This is a genomic window from Chryseobacterium sp. HNCC26DJ239 (assembly GCF_057180445.1).
This window is the reverse complement of the sequence record NZ_JBXUGJ010000003.1, coordinates 219,113-244,162: the sequence shown is the minus strand read 5'-3', so window position 1 is coordinate 244,162 and position 25,050 is coordinate 219,113. Positions and strand designations below refer to the sequence as shown.

General features: G+C 34.5%; 23 protein-coding genes. 10 read left to right on the top strand and 13 right to left on the bottom strand.

Annotation, left to right across the window (positions count from 1 at the left end; genetic code table 11):
- The first annotated feature begins 8 nt into the window (after nucleotides 1-8).
- Both AC2A1D_RS07785 and AC2A1D_RS07780 read left to right on the top strand, forming a co-directional pair.
- Nucleotides 9-1,322: an HlyD family secretion protein gene (locus AC2A1D_RS07785; RefSeq protein ID WP_484043066.1), complete on the top strand. Its 1,314-nt coding sequence runs from the start codon at nucleotides 9-11 to the stop codon at nucleotides 1,320-1,322.
- Nucleotides 1,306-2,709, top strand: a complete 1,404-nt coding sequence (locus AC2A1D_RS07780) for a TolC family protein (RefSeq protein WP_484043065.1) — start codon at nucleotides 1,306-1,308, stop codon at nucleotides 2,707-2,709. The genes AC2A1D_RS07785 and AC2A1D_RS07780 overlap by 17 nt, the downstream gene beginning before the upstream one ends.
- Nucleotides 2,710-2,756: 47 nt before the next feature.
- On the opposite strand, the gene AC2A1D_RS07775 is transcribed toward AC2A1D_RS07780, so the two are convergent.
- Together AC2A1D_RS07775 and AC2A1D_RS07770 are read right to left on the bottom strand one after the other, a co-directional pair.
- Nucleotides 2,757-3,143 carry a DUF423 domain-containing protein gene (locus AC2A1D_RS07775; RefSeq protein ID WP_484043064.1) on the bottom strand — a complete coding sequence of 129 codons (387 nt, stop codon included), beginning with the start codon at nucleotides 3,141-3,143 and terminating at the stop codon, nucleotides 2,757-2,759.
- 14 nt (nucleotides 3,144-3,157) lie between these two features.
- Complete coding sequence (locus AC2A1D_RS07770; RefSeq protein ID WP_484043063.1) at nucleotides 3,158-4,486, bottom strand: hydroxymethylglutaryl-CoA reductase, degradative; 1,329 nt, start codon at nucleotides 4,484-4,486, stop codon at nucleotides 3,158-3,160.
- A gap of 265 nt (nucleotides 4,487-4,751) precedes the next feature.
- Between AC2A1D_RS07770 and AC2A1D_RS07765 the strand changes: the two genes are divergently transcribed.
- From AC2A1D_RS07765 to gap, 4 genes are all read left to right on the top strand, one after another.
- On the top strand, nucleotides 4,752-6,011 hold the full coding sequence (locus AC2A1D_RS07765) for a putative DNA modification/repair radical SAM protein (RefSeq protein WP_484043062.1): 1,260 nt from the start codon (nucleotides 4,752-4,754) through the stop codon (nucleotides 6,009-6,011).
- Between the two features lie 109 nt (nucleotides 6,012-6,120).
- On the top strand, nucleotides 6,121-6,879 hold the full coding sequence (locus tag AC2A1D_RS07760; RefSeq protein WP_484043061.1) for a TIGR03915 family putative DNA repair protein: 759 nt from the start codon (nucleotides 6,121-6,123) through the stop codon (nucleotides 6,877-6,879).
- Nucleotides 6,880-7,048: 169 nt separating this feature from the next.
- Nucleotides 7,049-8,035, top strand: coding sequence for a 6-phosphofructokinase (gene pfkA / locus AC2A1D_RS07755; RefSeq protein ID WP_484043060.1), 987 nt, complete (start codon nucleotides 7,049-7,051; stop codon nucleotides 8,033-8,035).
- A gap of 37 nt (nucleotides 8,036-8,072) precedes the next feature.
- A complete protein-coding gene (gene gap, locus AC2A1D_RS07750; protein WP_484043059.1) occupies nucleotides 8,073-9,077 on the top strand; it encodes a type I glyceraldehyde-3-phosphate dehydrogenase in 1,005 nt (334 codons plus the stop codon).
- 62 nt (nucleotides 9,078-9,139) lie between these two features.
- On the opposite strand, the gene AC2A1D_RS07745 is transcribed toward gap, so the two are convergent.
- Genes AC2A1D_RS07745 through AC2A1D_RS07735 form a run of 3 tightly spaced genes read right to left on the bottom strand, consistent with a single transcriptional unit; the run spans nucleotide 9,140 to nucleotide 11,933 of the window.
- Entirely contained in the window at nucleotides 9,140-9,925 is a 786-nt protein-coding gene (locus AC2A1D_RS07745; protein WP_484043058.1) for a hypothetical protein, read from the bottom strand.
- On the bottom strand, nucleotides 9,922-10,776 hold the full coding sequence (locus AC2A1D_RS07740; protein WP_484043057.1) for a hypothetical protein: 855 nt from the start codon (nucleotides 10,774-10,776) through the stop codon (nucleotides 9,922-9,924). The genes AC2A1D_RS07745 and AC2A1D_RS07740 overlap by 4 nt, the downstream gene beginning before the upstream one ends.
- Before the next feature lie 8 nt (nucleotides 10,777-10,784).
- On the bottom strand, nucleotides 10,785-11,933 hold the full coding sequence (locus AC2A1D_RS07735) for a hypothetical protein (RefSeq protein ID WP_484043056.1): 1,149 nt from the start codon (nucleotides 11,931-11,933) through the stop codon (nucleotides 10,785-10,787).
- Between the two features lie 797 nt (nucleotides 11,934-12,730).
- Here AC2A1D_RS07735 and AC2A1D_RS07730 point away from each other — a divergent pair.
- From AC2A1D_RS07730 to htpG, 4 genes are all read left to right on the top strand, one after another.
- Nucleotides 12,731-13,504, top strand: a complete 774-nt coding sequence (locus tag AC2A1D_RS07730) for a response regulator transcription factor (protein WP_484043055.1) — start codon at nucleotides 12,731-12,733, stop codon at nucleotides 13,502-13,504.
- A gap of 115 nt (nucleotides 13,505-13,619) precedes the next feature.
- Complete coding sequence (locus tag AC2A1D_RS07725) at nucleotides 13,620-14,816, top strand: oxygenase MpaB family protein (protein WP_484043054.1); 1,197 nt, start codon at nucleotides 13,620-13,622, stop codon at nucleotides 14,814-14,816.
- 323 nt (nucleotides 14,817-15,139) lie between these two features.
- Nucleotides 15,140-16,147 carry a recombinase RecA gene (gene recA / locus AC2A1D_RS07720; protein WP_484043053.1) on the top strand — a complete coding sequence of 336 codons (1,008 nt, stop codon included), beginning with the start codon at nucleotides 15,140-15,142 and terminating at the stop codon, nucleotides 16,145-16,147.
- A 351-nt stretch (nucleotides 16,148-16,498) separates the two neighbouring features.
- A complete protein-coding gene (gene htpG / locus AC2A1D_RS07715) occupies nucleotides 16,499-18,385 on the top strand; it encodes a molecular chaperone HtpG (protein WP_484043052.1) in 1,887 nt (628 codons plus the stop codon).
- 106 nt (nucleotides 18,386-18,491) lie between these two features.
- Here htpG and AC2A1D_RS07710 read toward each other — a convergent pair whose 3' ends face one another.
- The 8 genes from AC2A1D_RS07710 to AC2A1D_RS07675 form a co-directional block, all read right to left on the bottom strand.
- Complete coding sequence (locus AC2A1D_RS07710) at nucleotides 18,492-19,289, bottom strand: alpha/beta hydrolase (RefSeq protein WP_484043051.1); 798 nt, start codon at nucleotides 19,287-19,289, stop codon at nucleotides 18,492-18,494.
- Between the two features lie 128 nt (nucleotides 19,290-19,417).
- Nucleotides 19,418-19,714: an MGMT family protein gene (locus AC2A1D_RS07705; protein WP_484043050.1), complete on the bottom strand. Its 297-nt coding sequence runs from the start codon at nucleotides 19,712-19,714 to the stop codon at nucleotides 19,418-19,420.
- 335 nt (nucleotides 19,715-20,049) lie between these two features.
- Complete coding sequence (locus AC2A1D_RS07700; protein WP_484043049.1) at nucleotides 20,050-21,138, bottom strand: acyltransferase family protein; 1,089 nt, start codon at nucleotides 21,136-21,138, stop codon at nucleotides 20,050-20,052.
- 241 nt (nucleotides 21,139-21,379) lie between these two features.
- A complete protein-coding gene (locus AC2A1D_RS07695; protein ID WP_484043048.1) occupies nucleotides 21,380-22,351 on the bottom strand; it encodes a deoxyhypusine synthase family protein in 972 nt (323 codons plus the stop codon).
- Nucleotides 22,352-22,376: 25 nt separating this feature from the next.
- On the bottom strand, nucleotides 22,377-23,021 hold the full coding sequence (locus AC2A1D_RS07690) for a hypothetical protein (protein WP_484043047.1): 645 nt from the start codon (nucleotides 23,019-23,021) through the stop codon (nucleotides 22,377-22,379).
- A 60-nt stretch (nucleotides 23,022-23,081) separates the two neighbouring features.
- Nucleotides 23,082-23,474 carry an alternative ribosome rescue aminoacyl-tRNA hydrolase ArfB gene (gene arfB, locus AC2A1D_RS07685; RefSeq protein WP_484043046.1) on the bottom strand — a complete coding sequence of 131 codons (393 nt, stop codon included), beginning with the start codon at nucleotides 23,472-23,474 and terminating at the stop codon, nucleotides 23,082-23,084.
- Nucleotides 23,475-23,478: 4 nt separating this feature from the next.
- The gene (locus AC2A1D_RS07680; RefSeq protein WP_484043045.1) at nucleotides 23,479-23,934 is read right to left on the bottom strand and encodes a hypothetical protein; all 456 of its coding nucleotides are present in this window, start codon (nucleotides 23,932-23,934) and stop codon (nucleotides 23,479-23,481) included.
- Between the two features lie 33 nt (nucleotides 23,935-23,967).
- Nucleotides 23,968-25,035, bottom strand: coding sequence for an AMP-binding protein (locus AC2A1D_RS07675; protein ID WP_484043044.1), 1,068 nt, complete (start codon nucleotides 25,033-25,035; stop codon nucleotides 23,968-23,970).
- Nucleotides 25,036-25,050: the final 15 nt, after the last annotated feature.

Below are 25,050 nucleotides of genomic sequence, written 5' to 3'. Positions count from 1 at the left end.
CACACAAAATGAAAGTACAATCATTCGATAAAATATATCGTATTCATAAAAAATCAAAGGTTAAAGTATGGTTTTACATCTTCATGGCCGCTGCGATCATCACCTTATTTTTACCTTGGACGCAGAACATTAAGGTGAAAGGCGATGTAACATCACTTTACCAATCGCAACGACCACAGCAACTGAATTCTCCAATCCCCGGAAGAATCATTAAATGGAATGTAAAAAACGGAGATTATGTAAAAAAAGGCGATACTTTGCTACAACTTTCAGAGATTAAGGAAGATTATATGGATCCTCTTTTGGTGCAAAGAACGGAGCAGCAAGTAGAAGCAAAAAAAGGAGTAAGAGATTATTATGAAGCAAAAGCTGGGACAGCAAAAAACCAGTTGGAAGCCTTAAACGCCGCGAGAGATTTAAAATTAAATCAAGTTAAAATAAAAATTCTTCAGCTCAATAATAAATTAGCAGGAGAACAGGCTGAACTTGCTGCAGTAAAAAATGAACTGCAACTTTCTGAAGACCAATTTAAAAGACAAAAGAAAATGTATGATGAAGGATTGGTTTCTTTAACCCAGTTTCAGCAGAGAAGTATTTCTTATCAAAATGCAGTGGCAAAGAAAACAGCTTCGGAAAATAAAGTAGCCCAAACCCAACAGGAAATACTAAACACTCAGATTGAACAAAACGCAGTAACGCAAGATTACAACGAAAAACTGAGCAAAATTGAAGGAGAACGCTTCCAAAGCATGGGACAGATTGAAGGAAGCGACGGCGAAATCGCAAAACTTCAAAATCAGGTAGCCAATTACAAAGCAAGACAGGGTTTGTATTTTATTATCGCCTCACAAGATGGCCAAATTGTTCAGCTGAACAAAGCAGGAATCGGCGAAGTTTTAAAAGATGGCGAAAACATCGGAACCATTGTTCCTACCAAAGTAGATTATGCGGTAGAAATTTACATAAAACCTGTAGATCTTCCTTTGGTAAAAGAAGGTCAGCGCGTGATGTGTATTTTCGATGGTTTTCCTGCAATTGTCTTTTCAGGATGGCCAAATTCTAGCTACGGAACATTTGCCGGAAAAGTAATTGCTGTAGAAAGCAACATTAGCCCAAATGGCATGTTTAAAGCGCTAGTAATTGAAGATAAAAACGAAAAAAGATGGCCTCCAAAAATTAAAATGGGAACCGGCGTACAAGGAATTGCAATCTTAAATGACGTTCCAATTTGGTACGAGTTGTGGCGAAACATCAATGGTTTCCCACCAGATTATTATGAAGTAACACAAGAAAAATCAGGGAAAGATGAAAAAGCAAAATAAATTTTTATTTCTCGCTTTTCTAATGATATTCAGCTTCAATTTTGCACAAGATTCACTGAAGATTTCTTCTGCAGAATTTATTAATATCGTTAAAAACTACCATCCTTTAGCTTTAAAATATCAGTTGCAAAATAAAATGGCTGCAGCAGAAATTACCAAAGCAAGAGGTGGTTTCGACCCAGTTTTAGCAGGAAAGTTAGGCGAGAAAAACATCGACGGAACCAAATATTACGAACAGAAAAATGTGGAACTCGGAATTCCAACTTGGTACGGAATCGACATTCACGGAAGTTATAATCATCTCGACGGTCAAAAGCTGAATAACAGTGACACGAAAGGAGGTTTGTATCAATTCGGAGTTACGGTTCCTTTGGCGAAAAATCTTTTGTATGATAAAAGAAGAGCGATGCTCGACCAGGCTAAATTTGGCTTAAAAATGACCGAAGCAGAACAAGCCGTTCTCACCAACGAACTACTTCTGGAAGCGGAAAACACGTATTGGGAATGGGTTCAGAACTATGAAATCTATAAATTGAAATCTCAAATTGTAGAAAACAATAAAGAAAGGCTGAAACTTACTAGAAAAACGTTTGAATTTGGTGAAAAACCGGCAATCGATACGATTGAAGCACTTTCCCAACTTCAAAGTTTTGAATTACAGCAAAAAGATGCTTTTTTGAATTTTGTAAAAAGTACACAGCAACTTCAGTTATTTCTCTGGAAAGATAATCAGCAATTTTATGAGCTTTCAGCGATGATTTATCCTTCGGATAATCTTGAGCAACACTTGGCGTACAACGATTTTGAGTTTTTAATTCATGATGTGGAAGCCAGACAAATTAGTTCTCATCAATCGATTTTATATTATCAGCAAAAGCAAAATATTTTGGAAAGCGAAAGACGTTTGAAGTGGCAAAGTTTCCTTCCAAAATTAGATTTCACCTATAATTTTTTCAATAAAGAAAATTATTCTACAGACTTTCTGCCTTTGTTTGATAACAACTTTCAGTATGGTTTAAAGCTAGAAATCCCTGTTTTCCAGAGAGAGGCAAGAGCAAACTATGAACAAGCAAAACTGAAATTAAGTCAAAACGAACTAGACACTAATATGAAAATGCGAGAGTTGGATGTAAAAATTGAAACGTACAAAAACGAAATGCTAAATTATTACACGCAGATTGACCTTTCGAGAAATAATCTTCAAAATTACAGAAAACTTCTTTACGCCGAAGAAACCCGCTACAGCAACGGTGAAAGCTCGCTTTTCTTAATTAATTCTAGAGAAAATAAAGTGATTGAAGCGCAGGAAAAATTTATTTCCATCCGAACAAAATTCTTGAAAAGCTTCAACAAACTGAAATGGATGAAGGAGAATTTCACTTTGTAAAACAAAAAAGTTCAGGTTTTTCCTGAACTTTTTTGTTGCTATTTTTTTTAGATTTTAGTCTTAGCGAAATAGAAAATTAATAATCCCCAACTGATAATCATACAAAGACCTCCAAGCGGAGTAATAGGACCCAGGAATTTTAAATTCATCCCAAGATAATCTTGCATACTCAGGAAATAAATACTGAAAGAAAACAGCATCGTTCCTGCAATCATTAAAATAGAAATCCATTTTTGCGAAGAAGTATCAAACTTTAAAATATAACCTGCAATCAGCAAAAAGAACGCAGCATACATTTGATATCTTACGCCTGTTTCAAAGCTTTCCAGCCTTTCTACAGACAAAATTTTCTTTAAAGCATGTGCTCCGAAAGCACCTAAAATAACGGATAACATTCCGTAAACAGCGCCGAAGACGAGAGTAATTGTTTTCATTTTATAATTTGGGTTTATTTACTTCTCAATTTTTCTAATTCGGCAATTACTTCGTGATGACTTACCGTTTTATCTTTAAAATACGTCACAAAATGCTGCTTTTCTTCTTCCGTTGCACCAAATTGGTTGAGAATATTAAACAAGTGCATTTTCATGTGCCCTTTTTGAATTCCGGTTGTTACCAAAGACCTTAAGGCACCAAAGTTTTGCGCCAAACCAGAAACCGCCAAAATACTCATCAATTCTTGCGCAGAAGGCTTTCCTAAAAGCGCCAAAGAGAATTTTACTAACGGATGAAGGTTCGTTAAACCACCTACAACTCCAACAGAAATTGGCAAATCTATCCAAAATCTGAAAACGCCGTTATCAATAGTACAATGCGTTAAAGAAGAATATTTTCCATTTCTTGCCGCATATGCGTGTGCGCAAGCTTCTGTCGCACGGAAATCGTTTCCGGTAGCAATTACAACAGCATCTACTCCGTTCATAATTCCTTTATTATGCGTAGTTGCACGGAAAGGTTCTATTTCTGCAATCGTAACGGCTTGTTTAAATTTCCACGCAAATTCTTCATTGGAAATTCCGCTATCGTCTTTTAAATCTTCAATTTTACAAGAAACTTCGGCTCTTACGATACAATCTGGAGTAAAATTAGAAAGAATATTCATCACAATTTGTAACGAATTTTTCTCTTCCTGAGTAAAATCTTCGCTTACCGCCACCTCAGCTTTCAGCGTTTTACCAAATTGCTCCAAGCAAGAGTTGATGAAATTTGCACCCATCGAATCTACTGTATCGAAACTTGCTTTCAATTGATAATAATTCGGCATTTCTGCAGTTTTATCAATCAATTTAATATCTAAAATTCCACCACCACGTTTTCTCATATTCGCGGTAATGTCTTGCGTAGCTTCCATTAATTTTTTCTTTAAACTAAAGTTGAAAAAATGAAGCAATTTGTGTGGCTCAACATTAAAAATAAAATGTGTGTGACCTAATTTTTCGGTATTAATAATGGTTGTTTTGAAACCTCCTTTATCAATCCAAAACTTCGCAGCTTTAGACGCTGCAGCCACTACAGAACTCTCTTCTACCGCCATTGGAAGCGCAAACAATTTCCCATCAATAAAGAAATTTGGGGCAATTCCGTAAGGCATATAAAAGTTGGAAATGGTGTTTTCAGAAAACTCGTCATGAAGTTTCTGCAAATCTGCATTATCGTTCCAATATTGGTTTAGTATATTCTGGTATTCGGTATTTCCGTCTAAATATTCGTTAACAAGCCAGTCGATTTTCCCTTGTTTTGTAAGCTTGGAAAAACCTTCAACAGGTTTATGATTCATATAAAATAAGTTTATTTTCTGTAAATGAAATGGTAGATTTTACGATTTCACGCATAAATTTAATGTGTGTAAAGATAATAAATTTGTAAGTCTAAAATGTGGATAAATTCAACAGAAATCGATTGACATTTATCAATTTTGGACTTATTTTTGAAAAGGCTTTACACTTGAAAGCAGTAAAAGCTTTAACTGTAAACTTTTTCAAAATAAATCATCTTACAGCAACTTAATAGCGGTAAGACTAATCCAAAAAAAAAGCAAATTCATGAATTTCGATCGCCTTAAGGAAAAGCTTGAAATACTTGCCGATGCAGCGAAATACGACGTTTCGTGCTCTTCAAGCGGTGGTTCTAGAAAAAATAAAAACGGTGGACTGGGCGACAGTTCAGCCAGCGGAATTTGCCATACTTATACAGAAGACGGCCGCTGCGTTTCACTTTTAAAAATCCTTTTAACCAACCATTGTATTTACGATTGCGCATATTGCGTTTCCCGAAGTTCAAATGACATTAAAAGAGCTGCTTTTACAGTAGAAGAGGTGGTAGATTTAACTATAAACTTCTACCGAAGGAACTATATTGAAGGCTTATTTTTAAGCTCAGGAATTTTCAAAAATGCAGACACCACGATGGAAAGATTGGTGCGCGTCGCCAAGAAACTGCGTTTGGAAGAAAACTTTAACGGTTACATTCATTTAAAATCTATTCCTGGCGCGAGTGATGAGCTGATGCAGGAAGCTGCTTTGTATGCAGACCGACTTTCTATAAACCTGGAAATCCCTACAGAAAGTGGATTAAAACTTTTGGCTCCAGAAAAAAACAGGGAAGATATGCTGAACCCGATGAAGTACATTCAAAACGGCATTTCTCAGTATAAAGACGAGCGGAAAATTTTCAGAAAAGTTCCGAAATTTGCTCCGGCTGGTCAGTCTACACAAATGATTGTAGGTGCCACCAACGAAAACGATTTACAGATAATAAAAGTTGCCGATCATTTCTATAAAAACTATAGTCTGAAAAGAGTGTATTACTCCGGTTACGTTCCTGTTTTGGAAGATAAAAGATTGCCTTCTTTAACAACAGAAGTTCCGATGCTTAGAGAAAACAGGTTGTATCAATCGGATTGGCTAATGCGTTTTTATGGCTTTAAGGCTGAAGAAATTTTAGATCCTTCTATGCCTTTTTTAGACCTTGAAATAGACCCGAAGCTGAGCTGGGCTCTGCGGCATTTAGATCAATTCCCAGTAAATTTGCAGACGGCAGAGTATCAAATGATTCTTAGAATTCCTGGAATTGGTGTAAAAACTGCAAAAAAAATTTTGTCGGCAAGACGTTTTCAGGTTTTGAATATTGATCATTTGAAGAAACTTGGTGCAGCAGTAAATCGGGCAAAATATTTTATTGACTTTAATGCGGGGAACATCCATTTAAGGCATTTAACAGACATTAATTTAAGAAAATTATTGATTGGTGGAAGCCAGTCTAAATTTCAGAATCAGTTTTCACAACAATTGACGTTGTTTTAAAATAAAAACAGACAAATTTTACTAACCTGCACGAAAGAAATGGGAGATTAAACATTTTTTTCAGTTTCATTATATCAAAAAAAACAATTAGTAATTTCGTATCAAAAAGATGAACACGCTACTGTACGATGGAAGTTTCGACGGACTTTTAACCGCAATATTTGAAATTTTCGAATATCGTTTTCATGATGTGAATATCGTAAAAAGAGAAAATTTTCAGCTAGAAAATATGTTTGCAGAAGTTCACGAAGTAATTACTCAAAATGAAAAAGCAGAAAGAGTTTTAAAAAAAATTGAAGACAACATCGGAAAAAAGGGTGTGCATGAATTGTTGAAAGTTTTTCTTTCTGAAGATCAAGATTTGGAGCATCTTATTTTCTCGGCAGTGCAAGAATCTCTGCAACATCCTAAAGAAAATATCCTTCAAAATTATACCCATCATGATATTTTGAAGATTTCGAAAATATCCAAATCCGTGAGTAGAGAACGCCATAGAATGACTGCTTTTGTGCGGTTCGAAAAAATGCAGGATAATGTATATTTCGCTAAAATAGATCCCGATTTTAATGTATTGCCTCTTATCAGAAATCATTTCAAAAACCGATATCAAGATCAAAAATGGATGATTTACGATTTGCGAAGAAATTATGGGATTTTTTATGATTTAGAAATTTGCGACTTTTTTTACCCTGATGAAAAAATAGATTTACACCAATACCAAAAGAAATTTCACGACGAAGAACAGCAATACCAAAAGCTTTGGCAAAGGTATTTTACCAAAACCAACATTGTGGAAAGAAAAAACTTAAAACTTCATATTCAGCATGTCCCAAAAAGGTATTGGAAATATTTAACAGAAAAAATGTGAGGCTTTGTACATTTATCACTCTTCATGGTAAGCCTTTTAAATTTTTCACTTCCCATTGTTTTTATGTTAACTTTTGATTGATTTTCTTACATCTTATTCAAAATCTCTTGGCAACTTACTACAATATCTGAACTTGTTTTTGTAGATTTGTGTTCGAAATTTTTATCAGATGAAAGAGAGTGCTGTGAAGAAAATTGCAGTTCTTACCTCGGGAGGAGATTCTCCGGGGATGAATGCAGCATTAAGAGCAGTTGTAAGAACTGCCAATTACTATAAAATAGAATGTTACGGTGTAAGAGAAGGCTACAACGGCCTTATTAACGACGATTTCCTTAAAATGGGACCTCGTTCCGTAAAAAATATCATTAATCAGGGTGGAACTATTCTAAAATCTGCCCGTTCAGCAGAGTTCAGAACTAAAGAAGGGCGCCAAAAGGCATTCGAAAATTGCCAGAAATATGGCATCGACGGCTTGGTATGCATTGGTGGTGATGGTACTTTTACAGGAGCAAAAATTTTCAACGAAGAGTTTGGCATAAGAACAATTGGTGTTCCGGGAACTATTGATAATGATATTTTCGGTACAGATAATACAATTGGATATGATACTGCTCTAAATACAGCAATGGACGCAATCGATAAAATACGTGATACAGCAACCTCTCACAACAGAGTTTTCTTTGTAGAAGTAATGGGTCGTGATGCAGGTTTTATCGCGTTAAACAGTGGTTTGGCAACAGGCGCTTTGGATATTTTAATTCCTGAACGAAAAGATAGTATTGATGATCTTTTCAACAAATTCAGAACGGCTGAAAAAACAGGAAAAGCATCAAGCATCGTTGTTGTTGCTGAAGGCGAAAAACTAGCCAACGTTTACGAACTTGCAGAAAAAACAAAAGAACAATTTCCTGAATACGATATTCGAGTAGCCGTTTTGGGGCACATGCAGAGAGGTGGCTCGCCAAGCTGTGCAGACAGAGTTTTGGCAAGCAGACTGGGTTACGGAGCTGTAACAGGTCTTATGGAAGGACAGACCAACGTAATGGCAGGTATGCGTTCTAACGATTTGGTGTACACACCCATCGAAGATGCCATAAAAAAACATAACGAAATCAATAAAGATCTTCTGTTAATATCAGAAATTTTGGCAATTTAATAACATCTAATATTTAAATAATTTAAAACAAACTATTATGTCAACAATCAAAGTAGGTATCAACGGGTTTGGTAGAATTGGACGTCTTGTTTTCAGAGCTATGACTGAAAGAGACAACATCGAAGTAGTAGGAATTAATGACCTTATCGATGCTACGTACATGGCTTATATGCTAAAATATGATTCTGTACACGGAATTTTCCCAGGTGAAGTTTCTGTAGATGGAAACGACCTTGTTGTAAACGGAAAAAAAATCAGAGTAACAGCAGAGAAAGATCCTAGTAACTTAAAGTGGGACGAAATCGGTGCTGATTATGTTGTAGAATCTACAGGTTTATTTTTAGATAAAGATAGCGCTGCAAAACACCTTGCTGCAGGTGCAAAAAAAGTAATTCTTTCTGCTCCATCTAAAGACGATACTCCAATGTTTGTAATGGGAGTAAACCACACAGAACTTACTGATGATGTAAAAATCTTATCAAACGCTTCTTGTACAACAAACTGTTTAGCTCCTTTAGCTAAAGTAATTCACGATAACTTCGGGATCGTTGAAGGTTTGATGACAACTGTACACGCTACAACGGCAACTCAAAAAACTGTTGACGGTCCTTCAATGAAAGACTGGAGAGGTGGTAGAGCTGCTCTTAATAATATTATCCCTTCTTCTACAGGTGCTGCTAAAGCGGTAGGAAAAGTAATCCCTTCTTTGAACGGAAAATTAACAGGTATGTCTTTCAGAGTACCAACTGTTGACGTTTCTGTAGTAGATTTAACAGTAAGAATCGAAAAAGGAGCTACTTACGAAGAAATTTGCGCAGTAGTAAAAGCAGCTTCTGAAGGTGAATTGAAAGGTATTCTTGGATATACTGAAGATGCTGTAGTTTCTCAAGACTTCGTAGGAGATAAGAGAACTTCTATCTTCGATAAAGATGCTGGTATCATGCTTTCTCCAAACTTTGTAAAACTTGTTTCTTGGTATGACAACGAAATGGGTTACTCAAACAAATTGGTAGACATGCTTATCCATGCTGCTTCATTGTAATCGACACGTCGTTATATATGATAAAAAAACCTTCCAAATGGAAGGTTTTTTTGGTTCAATATTTAATCTTTAAGTTCGTAAATCTGAAGATCGGCACTTGTTCTTGGCCTAAAACTAGAATGTTGACTGTCTGCTGCGAAATCAATATAAAAGGAAAAGGTAGTTACCTGCGACAAATTAATATAAAAACATGAGTAAAAAGTTGCAAAAGAAGCCCCATTAGCAATAATTTCATTATCATAGGAAGCTTCACCTAGAGCTGTACCATCATTCTTTAACAGGTAAGTATTAAAAGACAAATACCAAATTCTCTGCGGTAAAGGATTCAGTGGAGTTTCTCCCGTTTCCCACGCCGTAGCTCTCACAACATCTACCGAGAAATCTAATTTATATTTTCCAGGAGGCAGGGTAATATTTCCAGTATTTTGATCGAAAGAACCTCCCACAATGGTATTCCCCACCAAACCAAAATTCGAAAACTTATTAGGAACAGTGGAAGTAGGCGTTATAAATAATGAATTTACATTAGCTAAGGTAGACAATACCATACTGTGCGGCACATCGCTATTAAGAAATAGCTTATTCCAAGAATTTACGTACCAATAATATAATCCTTTACTGTAGGTACCGCCTGTATTAAAAATTATTAAACCATTGGCCGGGTTTAGCACGGGTGTCGTAGCATTCGTTAAACTCAAAAGCTGGTAACTTGGATACAAAATACCCTTAGTTGTAGAATTGATATCCAACATTGCTGAAGAATTTGGTGCAGAAGTACCAATCCCAACCTGAGATTTTACACTTTGCACACTATAGAATAATATGAAAATTAAATATAACTGTCTCATGGCTTCGCTATTATTCGTTGAAAATGAATCGAAATATTATTTATTGTAATGCCTCCATTATTTGCATTAATACCTCCTATACCATCAGAATACGTACCTCCGGAATCCATTGCCAAAGCAATTTTCATCACTTTAGGTGAATCTAATGTAAAAGAGAAATCGAAATTGGTGTTATAATTATGCACAATGGATCTCAAAACACCATTATCCGCAGTTTCTTCACCATATACAACAGGAATTACTGGCGATATTACATCTGAAATTAAAGCTGCTTTTAATTTTATTAAATGAAGATCATTATAAATTCCATTAGTAGGGCTTAAGTCGGGGATAGAAATATTGGCATTTACATGAACCAAATAACTCCCTGCCGGAACAGTAAAATTACCATTAACGGTACTCGAAAAACCAGAAATATTATTCGAAAACTGAGACCATGTAGACGGACTTACACCATTATAATCTGAAACAATTGTTCCAATAGGTTTATTTGCCAGAAACGAAGTAAGAGGTGTGGTCATTCTGCAAACAGCATCTGCAACAACATTATAAGAATCGCCCATAAGCTTCCATTGGTTATTGTCCCAAAAATAATATCCGTGAATTTGTGCATTTCCAATATTATACACCATCATACCATTTACAGGATTTAAGATGGGTGAGGTATAATCTGATAAATTATCCAATAATTCTACTTTAGGAAACAAAACCCCTTTATTATCTTGATTTCCGATTTCCAAAATTGCAGAAGGATGTGCTGCGGCATTGGTTCCAATACTTACCCCTCCATTTTGCGAATAGATAATGATTGGAAGCAGAAGTACAATGTAATTAATTACTTTTTTCATCATTTTTAAATTTAATATCGATTAACTTTGATGTAAGAATCTGCCCTAGAAAACGAAAACTTATCGTTAAAGCCCGACCCCAACATTCTCCCAAGTTGAAGCTTCACTGCAAATTTTTTCCCTACAGTTTCGGGAATATTTAGGTCGTAAATCTGCGTCATTCTGTGAGTTTTATCTACTTTTGAAATTACCCCATATTCTTTTCTTAATCTTGCACCCAAAGGTGTATAAGGAGCTAAAAGCGAAGGTTGTGGATTTGTCTGTACCATTGTTAAAGGATCGTATTCAAATACGTAAGCATCTAATAAATACCCCATGAAATAATACTCTGTGTTTCCGTTTATAGGAGTTCCTTTGGAGGGAGGATCTGCAGCTGGCGCGGTAAGATAAAGGGTGATTTCCAATTTATACCTTCCCGGTTCAATATTTATTGTGTAAAAACTATTATTATTAAGTTTTACAGACTTAAACCCCATTAAGCGCGACATCAAATTATATTTAAAAATATCGCCTTCCGGGTCACTTGCTAAAACCACATAAGATCCTCCAGCCGCATCGTCCAAAATAAGTTCATCATTTCCTTTAAAATGAATTACACCGCCTTTAGCCACTTCTAAAAAAGGAATTCCTCTTTCCCACTTTGGATCTGGGGTGGCCTGAGAATTCCAGAAATAGATCCCAGAATCTATATTGGTTGCATTGTTATAAACATGCAGTCCGTCTTTAGGATTGTTGATAGGAGTTGTTCCATTTAGTATATTCACAAGATCTACCCTTGGCAAAACCACTGCTTTATTTGCAGAATTAATACTTACTGATGTTTTACCAGAAACATAACCAGTTCCGCCATTGGTAACTGTAATTGAGGCAATCGCACCATTTACAACGGTTGCCATAGCTCTTGCACTTTGGGCCGCATCAAAAGAATCGTCTGTTCCGAAAATACTCACCTGAACTGGTGCAACATAGCCACTTCCGCCATTGGTTACCGCAATTGCAGTTACCACTCCATTAGAATCCACAGTGGCGATGGCAGTAGCACCACTTCCTGTTTTATCATAATTTGAAGACGCAACATCCAGAATAGCCGAAGATTCATTGGAGACCTTCCCTATCGACACTATTTTTTGTTGCGCATCGTACAGGGATAAGCAGCTCACGATTAGAAAACATGATAAAAAGCTATTTTTTTTATGCATGTATTTTAAAATTTCACATTTCATCATTTTGTTTTTTTCTTTATTTTTCCATTAAACTTTAAATTTTCATTTGCTTAAATGCTTAGATATTTAGTACTAAAAATTTACGCCTCAATCTTTACAAATCTTTTTCTTTATCAACAGTTTATGATATAGAAAAGCCATCAATACGATGTGAGATTCAAAAAAAGTTGATATAGAAAACAATCAGTACTTCTAAAATTAATTTAGCAAACAAAGCTAAATCAGAAGCTGAAAGAATTGGAAAAACAAAACCCTTGTTAACACTCGGACACACCCTTAAATTCACTTAAATAAAGGATTATTAGAAGATTTTGCAGAAAAAACAAAAACAGCAGTCCCTCCGAATATTTTACTAGCAAATAAACCAATAGAATAAAAAGAAAATTATAAATGACTTTTTAGTCGGAGAAAGCCTCTAAATGTAAAAGGCAAAAAAATTAATGTGCGAAATGTAAAGAAAAACACAGTTCTAGTAAAACAAAAAACCATCTATAATAAAAAGATGGTTGTGTAAATTGTTTGGTTAAAATTCTCTTCATCATCTGTGCTCTTACCTCCCAGATCGAAGAATAACCTTAAGTAGAAAAATAGAACTTTGATTTCTCATTTAAAAGCTCAGTCTTCGCGATTAGTAGTTTCACAAAGTTTGCAATTTAAAACACGCAAAAAAATAACACTTAAGTGGTATTTTTAAGAAAATTTTAATATTTTAGTGCATACCCAAAATACACAAGATGCAAAACCCTACAGAAAAACATTTATTATCTCAAATTTGGGAAAGTATTGCTTCCCAAAACAAAACACAAACCCTCTCGCAACCGTCTATTGAAAAAATTTTAGGGGAAATGTTTTCCATTGGCGACTTTTACTATTATGTTATAAATCTTGCAGATTCTAGCATTTCACACCATCATAAAAACATACTGAAAATCCATAACCTTCCCGACTATCCTACTCACCTTAGCCAAATCATCGAACTCATACATCCTGAAGATATTCCATTTGTATTAAAGGCAGAGCAATCTGTGGTAGAAAAAATTACAGAGATTGGAGCCCATCATCAACTTCATCTAAAGCCAAGCTATTGTTTTAGAATGAAAACAAAAAAAGGAAAATACGAACTATTTCATCATCAAGCGATACACACCTATGCAGATGAAGATCACAAATTATTTCAATCGATAAACATCCACACCAACATCCATCACATTACGCAGCAAAACCCTTACACGGTTTTAATTACCGGCATTTCTCCGCGCACAGATTTTCATCAGTTTACCATAAACATGGCTGAAGAAAACACCGTCGGCAGAATCCCAGATCTCACAAAAAGAGAAATCGAAATCTTAATTCTAATTGCAAAAGGATATTCTGGGCCAGAAATTTCTAAACAACTCATTCTTTCTGAACATACCATAAAATCGCACAGAAAAAATATTCTCAGAAAAACAAATTCACGAAACAGTAAAGAACTCATCAAAAAAGCTTTTGAATGGGGAATTATTTGAAATTAGCAATTAGCAATTAGTAAAAATAATTAACTCAGCATCTGCAAACTTCAAGCTTCAAAAACTGATAAATCTCAGCGCCAATTTCAGATAAAAATCGGTAACTTTATCCTGAATGGAAAAGCATAGGTTACACCCTCAATATAAAGAATCGAAACACTTTATCGACTTCTGGACGACCGGAAATGGGAAAGAATTAATAGAATTTTCGGGAGCGCAAGTTAGTTTTAAAGATTTTGAAAAATTTTCTCCATACTATTATCATGTAGACGAAATGGGTGATGAGGTGGTGAAAGAAATTTACTTCACAAAAAAATATCACGAAGCTTCACGAGAAATCGAAAACTACATCAGAAACGGAGTTTCTGAGCATGATAAAATTCCGGAATCTGCAAAAAAATTATTCTTACAAACTCAAAAACTTCCAGATTGGTTAGATTTAAATTTAATAAAATCTGGGGCAGAACTTTGCATGAGAAGCAACCTCGATTCTTTAATTTCGCTTAGAGATTACTGCTTAATCGGCGGTTACGATTACGCCAACCTCAACAAACCTCTCATTGCCACAGAAGCCTTAAAAAAAGGAGCCGTAAAAAGACTTTCCGAAACGCTCGACTTTTGGGTAAATGTTACGAGATACGATGCTTTAGAAATTCACAAAAAAGGGTATGAATTTGCTATAAAACCCCGTCTCATCCATTCTTACGCAAGACTTTCCATCAAAAAACATTACAAAAATTGGGACACAGAAAATTGGGGAGAACCCATCAATTCTTGGGACATGATGGCAACTTATATTGGTTTCAGCCTTGTTTTTCTTCACAGCTTAAAAAAATTGGGCAATACATTTTCTGAACAGGAAGAACAAGGGCTTTTCCACCTTTGGAAATACGTCGGTTATCTTCTCGGAATTCCCGAACACCTGCTTCCGGACAACAAAAAACAAGCGACAGAAAACTTTTATTTATGGACTTCCATTCAACCGCCATCCGATAAAGATTCCGTTTTGTTGGCGCATTCTTTATTGAACGAATCTCTGGAAAACCCAATTTTAAAGTATCAATTTCAAAGAAAAAACCTTAGATACCTTCACATTTGCTGCACTTGGTTTCTTTTGGGAGAAGATGTTTGCAAGAGATTACAAATCCCAGAAGTTCCTTTCAGAAAAGGATTTCCGCTTATCAAAAAAATAATTAATAAAATCGTCGACAATGTAGTAAGCAGAAAAACCAGAATCGAAAAAGGCAATAAAGACCAAATGAAAGTTTTAAAAGACTATCTCAACATCACCCAAAACTCAAATTTTCACTAAAATTACCATTACTCATTATTTATCGCTCATTACTCATATTTTAGTAGCTTTTTCCAGCTTTCACTACTCGCTTTTTTGCGCCAAAACCTTTCCCATTTCCTGCAAAAAGAGCTCAAACCTAACGAAGTGGTTCGACGTAGTCAAACATGCCGTTCAATCTGGGCTAAAACCGCATTCACAAAAAGAAATTTTGATATTCTAACCTAATCAATTTTCAAAACTAATTAAGTTTAATTTTAACTTCAAAAATCAATTTTCAAACTAAAATATATTAGCTTTTCAGATATAAAATATGTACTTTTGAGAAATTATATTTAATCGAAATGAGCAACATAGATGATAAGAAAAAAGCACTTGCGCTAGTGCTTGACAAGCTAGATAAAACCTACGGAAAAGGTACGGTAATGACTTTGGGAGACGATTCTGTAGACCATACGATTGAGGTAATTCCTTCAGGTTCTCTTGGCTTAGACATCGCTTTAGGAGTTGGTGGATACCCAAGAGGAAGAATTATCGAAATCTACGGACCAGAATCTTCAGGTAAAACAACGTTAACGCTTCACGCTATTGCAGAAGCTCAAAAAGCAGGAGGAATTGCAGCATTTATCGATGCCGAACACGCATTCGACAGAACTTACGCTGCAAAATTAGGAATCGATTTAGAAAACCTAATTATCTCACAACCTGACAACGGAGAACAAGCTTTGGAAATTGCAGATAACTTGATTCGTTCGGGTGCAATCGACATTGTAGTAATCGACTCTGTTGCTGCTTTAACACCAAAAGCAGAAATTGAAGGTGAAATGGGAGATTCTAAAATGGGTCTACACGCAAGATTGATGTCTCAAGCATTAAGAAAACTTACAGCAACTATCAACAGAACAAAATGTACGGTAATTTTCATCAACCAATTGAGAGAAAAAATCGGTGTAATGTTCGGAAACCCAGAAACAACCACCGGTGGTAACGCTTTGAAATTCTACGCTTCTGTAAGAGTAGACATCAGAAAAGCATCTGCACCAATCAAAAATGGTGACGAAGCTGTTGGTAGCCGTGTAAAAGTAAAAATCGTTAAAAACAAAGTTGCGCCTCCTTTCAAACAGGCAGAATTCGACATTATGTATGGAGAAGGAGTTTCTAAAGTAGGCGAAATTTTGGATACAGCGGTAGACATGGGAATCGTGAAAAAAAGTGGTTCTTGGTTTAGCTACGAAGATTCTAAATTGGGACAAGGTAGAGATTCTGTAAAAGAAGTACTGAGAGACAACCCAGAACTAGCAGAAGAACTTGAAAACAAAGTGAAAGAAGAGATTGCGAATAAGAAAGCGTAATTCTTTTTCTTAAAACATAAAAAGACAGCTTATTGAGCTGTCTTTTTTTTATTAACAGCAACACAATTTTAAGATCTAAAACGTAAATAATTATGAATACTTTCAAGCTAAAAAAAATCTTATTATCCTTTTTTGGAGTTTTCCTATTACAATAGGGATAAAAGTGGAAATCACACAGAAAGTGTTCGCAAAAGAAAAGCCTGGAGGAATTGCAGCGAATAACCAAAAAAGAATGAGCTGAAAAAGTAATAATAGGATGAAATCGCCCATAAAAAATGTCAAATTGTCACATTATTTTAAACGGTATTTTTTTTGAGAAAACAGACTTAGAAATAACTAAAAAATATACATATGAAAGGAAATATTAACGTATCGGTAGAAAACATCTTTCCATTAATCAAGAAATTTTTATACAGCGATCACGAAATATTTTTAAGAGAATTAATCTCTAATGCAACAGATGCAACTTTAAAATTAAAGCATTTAACGTCCATCGGTGAAGCCAAAGTAGAATACGGAAACCCGAAAATTGAGGTTAAAATCGACAAAGAAAACAAGAAACTTCACATCATAGACCAAGGTTTGGGAATGACAGCCGAAGAAGTTGAAAAATACATTAATCAAGTTGCTTTTTCGGGTGCTGAAGAATTTTTAGAAAAGTATAAAGATTCTGCAAAAGATTCAGGTATTATTGGGCATTTCGGGCTTGGTTTTTATTCAGCTTTTATGGTGGCAGAGAAAGTTGAAATTATTTCTAAATCTTACAAAGATGAACCTGCCGTTCATTGGATTTGCGACGGAAGTCCGGAATTCACTTTAGAATCTGCAGAAAAAACAGATAGAGGAACAGAAATTATTCTTCACATTGCAGAAGATTCAACAGAATTTTTAGAAGAAGGAAGAATCCGCGAATTGTTGACGAAATACAACAAATTTATGCCGGTTCCTATTAAATTCGGAACTAAAACGGAAACACTTCCTTTACCAGAAGGCGCTGCAGAAGATGCCGTTGCAGAAACTGTAGAAGTTGATAACATCGTAAATAACCCTACTCCAGCTTGGACGAAAGCGCCAAGCGAATTGAAAGACGAAGATTACAAAGCTTTTTACCACGAGTTGTACCCAATGCAATTCGAGGAGCCGTTATTTAACATTCACTTAAATGTAGATTATCCGTTCAATTTAACAGGAATTTTATACTTCCCAAAACTGAGCAACAATTTAAATATTGAAAAAGATAAAATCCAACTGTACCAAAACCAGGTTTTTGTAACCGATGAAGTAAAAGGTATTGTTCCAGATTTCTTGATGTTGTTGAGAGGTGTAATTGATTCTCCGGACATTCCGTTGAACGTTTCCCGTTCTTATCTGCAAGCCGATGGTGCTGTGAAGAAAATTTCTTCTTACATCACGAAAAAAGTTGCCGACAAAATGGTTTCTTTAATCAACGAAAACCGTGAAGATTACGACAAAAAATGGAATGACATTAAAATCGTTATCGAATACGGAATGATTTCTGAAGAAAAATTCTTCGAAAAATCTGACAAATTTGCGCTTTACCCAACAACCGACAACAAGTATTTCCTTTGGAATGAATTGGAAGAAAAGATTAAGCCTAACCAAACCGACAAAGACGGAAACTTGGTGATTCTTTATGCAACAAACGCAGATGAGCAACATTCTTACATTCAATCTGCGAAAGATAAAGGATATGAAGTTTTGATTCTTGATTCTCCGATTGTTCCGCATTTAATTCAAAAATTAGAAACTTCTAAAGAGAAAATTTCTTTTGCAAGAGTAGATGCAGACCACATCAACAATTTAATTAAGAAAGACGAACCTATCATTTCTAAATTAAATGAAACCGAAAAAGAATCGTTAAAGAAAAACGTTGAGGAATCTATTAACGACACGAAATTTACCGTTCAATTGGAAGATTTAGACAGTTCTGATGCGCCATTCACGATTACTCAGCCAGAGTTTATGAGAAGAATGAAAGATATGCAAGCAACCGGCGGTGGCGGAATGTTCGGAATGGGCGGCTTCCCTGAAATGTACAATTTGGTGGTGAATTCGAACAGTGATTTTGCTTCAAAAATTTTAGCTACAGAAAATGCAGAAGAAAAATCTGCTCAAATTAAATATGCTTTAGATTTAGCAAAACTTTCTCAAAATTTGTTGAAAGGAAAAGAGCTTACAGACTTTATCCAAAGAAGTTATAAGCAATTGGAAAAATAATTCAGCTTATTTATATTGAGTTTCGGGCGCGCCTTCGGCGCGCCCGAAACTCTTCCAATCATCAGCGGCGGCGGCGAAGCCGCCGCTGATGATTGATACTAAAAATCTACTTCAACAACCCTTCAACGGCTTTTACAACATCATTCGGTTTTTCTTTTGTCGCTTCCAAATGGTCTAGTGAAAATTCAAAAAAAGTTTTTGGTTCTGAAGCGTTTTTAAACACCTCTTCACCTTGCGAAAACGGAACAGTTTTATCATTTTTACTATAAATAAACAGTTTTGGTAAACCTTCCGTAGACTTAATATCTTCTTTTGCGGCATACACTCCAGAAAGCATTTTTTCAATAAAATCTTTAAATTGAGGGGCAAAAGTTGTCGCAATATCTGGCAAAGACGACATTCCACCATCGAGAATTAACCCTTGAATTTTCGCTTTATTATCTTTTGCTAAATGGGTTGCAATTTGAGAACCTAAAGAAGCTCCATAAAGTAAAACTTTGGTGTTTTTAATCTCCTTTCGTTCCAACATAAGGTCCAAAAATTTTTGTCCGTCTTGCGCTACATTTTGATGTGTTGGTTTTCCTGTTGATTTTCCGTAACCTCTGAAATCTATCATCGTAACTTGAAAACCGCTTTCCACCAAAGGTTTTACCATAAAAACATAAGAAGAAACATTTCCTCCCGCACCATGAAAAAACAAAATAGTGGCTTTAGGTTTTGAAGTACCTGGTTGTAAGAAGATTCCTGTAATCGTGTCTTGCTCTACGGGAATTGAGAAGCTTTCGTATTTTAAATCAATGGGTTTGTATTCTTTTTTAGGCTGATAAAATTTATCATCCATTTGAGCATAAGAAACCTGACCGAAAATAATGAATAAAAAGATTAAAAGAGCATTTGCTTTCATGATATTTGTTTTTAATTATGAAGCAAATATAGCTGTAGAAAAGACTTTCAATCAAAACTAAATCACCGAACCGTTAGTTTCCACTACTGAATGGTAACTTTTTATCTTTCAATTTTAGAATAGAATTTCTACAACTCTTCCAAAGGATTCCAAAACAGATTTTTAAAGTTTTTAATTCTAAAATTTTCCACCTCAATGCCTTCCTTTTCTAATCTTTCCTGAAATTCGGGCACAGACAAAGTTCCAGAGCTAGAAATCACACGATGCGCCGGAACATCTTTTGGACAGCCTCCCATCGCTTTCCCAACATGTCGAGAATGATTCGGGAAACCAACCGCTTTTGCAATCGCTCCGTACGAAGAGACTCTTCCTTTCGGAATTAATTTTGAAATTTCCCACACCTGCTTTTTAAAAAGTTCGTTCATAATATGTTTTGCATCATTTTTGAATAGTAATAACAAAATTAAAGGTATGAAAAAATCTTTTTTTAAATTTTTAAATAAAATCAATAAGAAAGTTTTACCAAAACTAAGCGATAAAGACCCGATGAAATTTACAAAGTTTCAAAAAGGAATTTTGGCTTATAGGTATTTTGTTTTGATTAATTCTTTGGATTGAGGTTTCCCACAGATTTCACTGATTTACACAGATTTTTTAAAATATATCTCAATAATCTGCAACAAAATCAATGTTTTGATTTTTAAAATTATTTAGAATCTTGCTTAAATTTTTAAAAACTTAATATTAAAAAAAAGTGGCATTAAATTTTAGAAATCCACTTCCTACAAAACTCATACAAAGGTTTTTCAATAAAAAGATAAATAACAATCGAGCAAATCCAAAGCAAAATAAAGTTTTTATCGGGTAAATACACGTAAGATTTCAGTTTCATGTTGAAATAACTTAGATGAATCAGATAGAAAACAAAGGATGCATTTCCGAGCAAAATGAAAAATTTAGTGGATAGAACTTTCGACACCCATGTTTTTTCAGACATCAATCCCCAAAAGAAAACAACGATTGCCATTGGTAAAAACAACTCGTGAATAAGCCTTCCTTCCCATCTTTCTACACCGTGAACGAAATTATTTCTTGCAAAAAATCGGATGGCAAAAATTAATATGAGAATAGCAATTCCACCCCAAAGAGTTGGTTTTTTAATTTGGGTTAAAAACTGTTTTCCTTTTTCCTTTTTCATCCAAAAAGCAAGCAACATTCCGAAGAAAAATTCTAAACTACGCCCGAAAAAAGTACTTCCTACCATAAATTGTAGCGGATATAAAAAGCCTTTCGCACTGAGTTTAAAATCATGCAAACCAAAACCAACTCCCCATCCTAAAAAGAAGAATGCTGCTAAAAATAAAATGCAATATTTCCAACTTTTTTTGAGCAATAAAAATAAGAGCGGAGAAAGCAGGTAAAAGAAAAATTCTACTGTCAATGACCACGCCTGAACAATCCCAGAAACAGAATATTTTTCAAACAAAGAATAGAGAAGCGAATATTGTAAAAAGTAAGTATCAACGCCTTTTGAATAAGCTGTATCGAGAAAATAACAAGTCAATAAAATCCAATACAACGGAAAAATTCTGGCAATACGAAGAAGAATATATTTTAAGTAAGATTTCCCTGATTCTAACGGTTTTTCTTCATAACGATACGCCAACAAAAATCCGCTCAAAACAAAGAAAATGGTCACTCCAATGTGCCATTCGCTAATGAACCTCATCACTTCAAAAGGCAAATCGTTGCGCCAATATTTTCGATTATGATAGACAAAAACCATAATGGCGGCAATGGCGCGCATTCCCGTTAAGGCATCGAATTTATTTTTCTGAAGAGTTTCCAAGTATTAAATAATTAAGTTTTAGTTAATTTAACAGCAAAAGAAACAAAGATTTTCTCATGTTTAAAGTACTTCAAAAGTTTACAAAAACAAAAAAATTGAATAATCACATTTTGCAAACTTTTGAAGCGCTATATTTTCAATAATTTCTATTGAACCTTTTACGGTTAAATAAACTTACTAAATACAAAAAAAGGCTTAGTAAATAAGCCTTTTAAATATAATTAAATTTTAATTGTAAAATTTAGTTTTCAAGGATGTAAGAGAACATCAATGGTGCACAAATCGTAGCATCACTTTCAACGATAAATTTAGGTGTTGTAATATCTAGTTTACCCCAAGTAATTTTCTCGTTCGGAACTGCTCCAGAGTATGACCCGTAAGAAGTTGTAGAATCTGAAATTTGGCAGAAATAAGACCAGAACGGAATGTCGTGCATTTCCATATCCTGATACAGCATTGGAACCACACAAATTGGGAAATCTCCTGCGATACCTCCACCAATTTGGAAGAATCCTACTCCTTTTCCGCCACAGTTTTTAGTGTACCAGTCTGCTAAATACGTCATGTATTCGATACCCGATTTCATTGTAGTTGCTTTCAACTCACCTTTAATGCAGTAAGATGCGAAAATATTCCCCATTGTAGAATCTTCCCATCCTGGAACTACGATTGGCAAATTAGCTTCAGCAGCAGCAATCATCCAAGAATTTTCTCTTGGAATTTCGTAGTACTGCTCCAACACTCCAGAAAGAATCATTTTGTACATATATTCGTGCGGGAAATATCTTTCTCCTTTTGCTTCAGCATCTTTCCAGATTTCTACGATGTGCTTCTGCAATCTTCTGAAAGCTTCTTCTTCAGGAATACAAGTATCTGTAACTCTATTTAAACCTCTTTCAAGCAAATCCCATTCTTCTTGTGGAGTCAAATCTCTGTAATGAGGCACTCTTTCGTAGTGAGAATGTGCTACAAGATTCATTAAATCTTCTTCAAGGTTTGCACCAGTACAAGAAATGAAATCTACTTTTCCTTGGCGAATCATTTCAGCTAAAATTTTCCCCAATTCTGCTGTAGACATTGCTCCAGCAAGGGTAATCATCATTTTACCACCATCTTTAAGGTGTGCTACATATCCTTTAGAAGCATCTACCAAAGCAGCTGCGTTGAAGTGCAAATAGTATTTTTCGATAAACTCGGTAATCGGTTTGCTCATTTTTATAATTTTTGCAAAGATAAAACTAAAAACGGAAAGTTACTGCAGCACTTAAAGAAACTCTCTGTAACCCTTCTTTTTCTTCATCATCAAACTCGTAGGTAACACCATCAAACTTCATTTTATTAAGTGTTCCACCAGAAAGACCAAGTTTAGGACCTATAAAAAGATTTTGATTAATTTGGTATTGATAAGCAGCATCCAATTCTGCACCAAGAGTACCTCCTGTTCCCTCAATACCGTTTGTTGTAGTATTGTAAGACATATATCCTAATGACACATTTAGTAATAATTTATGTCTTGTTTCTTCTGTTAGGTTTGAAACAACTAAAGCTGGGCCTATATAAGTAATATTATCCTTTGTTCTTAAACCCATTGAAATTGAATTGCCAAAACCATTATTTACTACGTAATTTGTAGTACTAGATGCACTATAAACAGAAAACTTCGCACCAAGTCCTATAGCTCCTTTAATAATATAAGCAGCTGAAATATCGAAATTTGTCCCGCTCTTAAGGTTGCGGATATACTCTCTTTCTTGAGACGAAATTCCGTCTGGCATTTTTGCGGTTCTCCATCCAAAACCAAAAGATGGAGTGACAATAATTTTTTGGGAAAATGCGACAGTAGAGGCTCCCAAAAGAGTTAACATTAAAAATTTTCTAATCATTGTTTTAATTTAAGGTCTGCAAAAATAGCATTTTTCCTAAAATAGAGAATTAACAATAGATTAATATTTGAATCTTCTGTTTTCTTTTTTGTCTGAAAGTTTCTTCTTAGAATCTAGCCTTTTTTGAACTTTTGCCTTTGAAGGTTTTGTTTTAAGTCTTTTCTTAGGCATGATTAACGAAATATTAACCAATTCTAAAATTTTCTCAGTCGCTATTTTTTTATTCTGAAACTGAGTTCTGCTTTCTGAAACCGTCAATTGTAAAATTCCTTCGGAATTGATTCTGTTTTTTAATTTATTTTGAATTAAAATTTTCTCTTCCTCATTTAAAAACTGAGAATCTTCAACTTTCCAGAGTACAGTGACCGAAGTTTCAACTTTGTTCACGTTTTGTCCGCCCGCTCCGGTAGAACGAGAGGTTTTGTAAGACAGTTCTGTGGTAAAGTTTTTCATTAATTTAAAAATTCTCGATAAATAATTTTGATTTCTTTCGTATAAAGCTAATTTCACCCTGTACAAAAGTAATATCACCTTGATGATTTCCAGAAGATTTTGTTTTAAAAAAAGCAGTTCTTTTGTTAGAATCTACAATTACAGAATCTCCAGAATCTATAAATGTTGAACAGACATTCACATAGACTTCTGCATCACCATAATTAACAGCGTATGGAAAATATTTTTCGCCTTGTTTAGGATTAAAAACTTGAATATTACATTTAAAATCTTTTAAATGAATAACCGAAAAACAATGATTATTTGAGAAATCAATATAATCTACAGTACCTTTTAATACAAAATCATTTTTTAATAGAATACTATCTTTTTTATATTCTTCATTTCCCCACTTTTGTATTTGATAAACCATCAATACAAACAAAATGAGAAGTAATAAAATCCTAACAAAATCTTTCATATAAAGATATTTTACATAAATAACTCAAATGAATCAACGGTTTTCAATCATCTTTTTCAATTCCAAGCGATTTACTTTTCCGTTTGGCGTTCTCGGAATTTCATTCACAAAAATAATTTCTTTAGGCTTGTGAAACGCTTTTTCAAATTTGATATTTGATATATAATATTTAATATTTTCTAAATCTTGAATTTTAAATCTTGAATTTTCAATTACCAAAACCAGTTTTTCTCCCAAAACTTCATCTTTCAATCCTAAAAAAACAACTTCGTTAGTAATTTCCTTTTTCACCAAAGCTTCCAATTGTTCAGGGAAAATTTTGGCTCCTCCAGAATTAATAACGTTGTCTATTCTTCCTAAAAATCTAAATTTTCTGTTGTTACACTGAGCGTAGTCTAAGTGCGTAATTTCAACTAAATCGTTCGTTTGTAAAACTTCAGTATTCAATTTTGGAGCGAAAATTTTAAGACAGCCTCGTTCATCCAATGAAATTTCAACATTTTTAAAAGCCGTAAAATATTCATCAGAATGGGGGTAAATTTCTTTTAAGGCAATGTGAGAAAGCGTTTCAGACATTCCGTAAGTCTCGTAGATTTTAGTTTGCGCGTTATTATGCTTAAGAGTTTGTGTGATTTTTACTTTTAAAGATTCTGAAACGGCAGCTCCACCGATAATTAAATTTCTAATGAGATGTATCTTATCTAAAGAATTTTCAACCTGCAAAGGCGTCATTGCACAAAAATCAATTATATCATTTACGTTTTCAAGAGGTTTTAAAGACGGATTTTCAACAATCAATTGTAAATTTCTTTCAATTGAACGAACAACCATCATTTTTCCGGAAATATATTCTATCGGCAAGCAAATAAGTGCTTTATCTCCTGTTTTTAAAGATAAAAAATCGCAGGTCATTTTTGCAGAATGAAGCATTTTCTCTTTTTCAATCTCAAAAACTTTTGGAACTCCGGTAGAACCGGAAGTTTGAACTTTCACCATTTTTGAATCTGAAAACCATTCTTCTGAAAAATTTTTCACTTTATTTTCAAAATCATTTTCGGGCAATAAGTTACTCAAATTGAGATTTTTAAAGTCTATAATCATAATTTCATCTGCTAA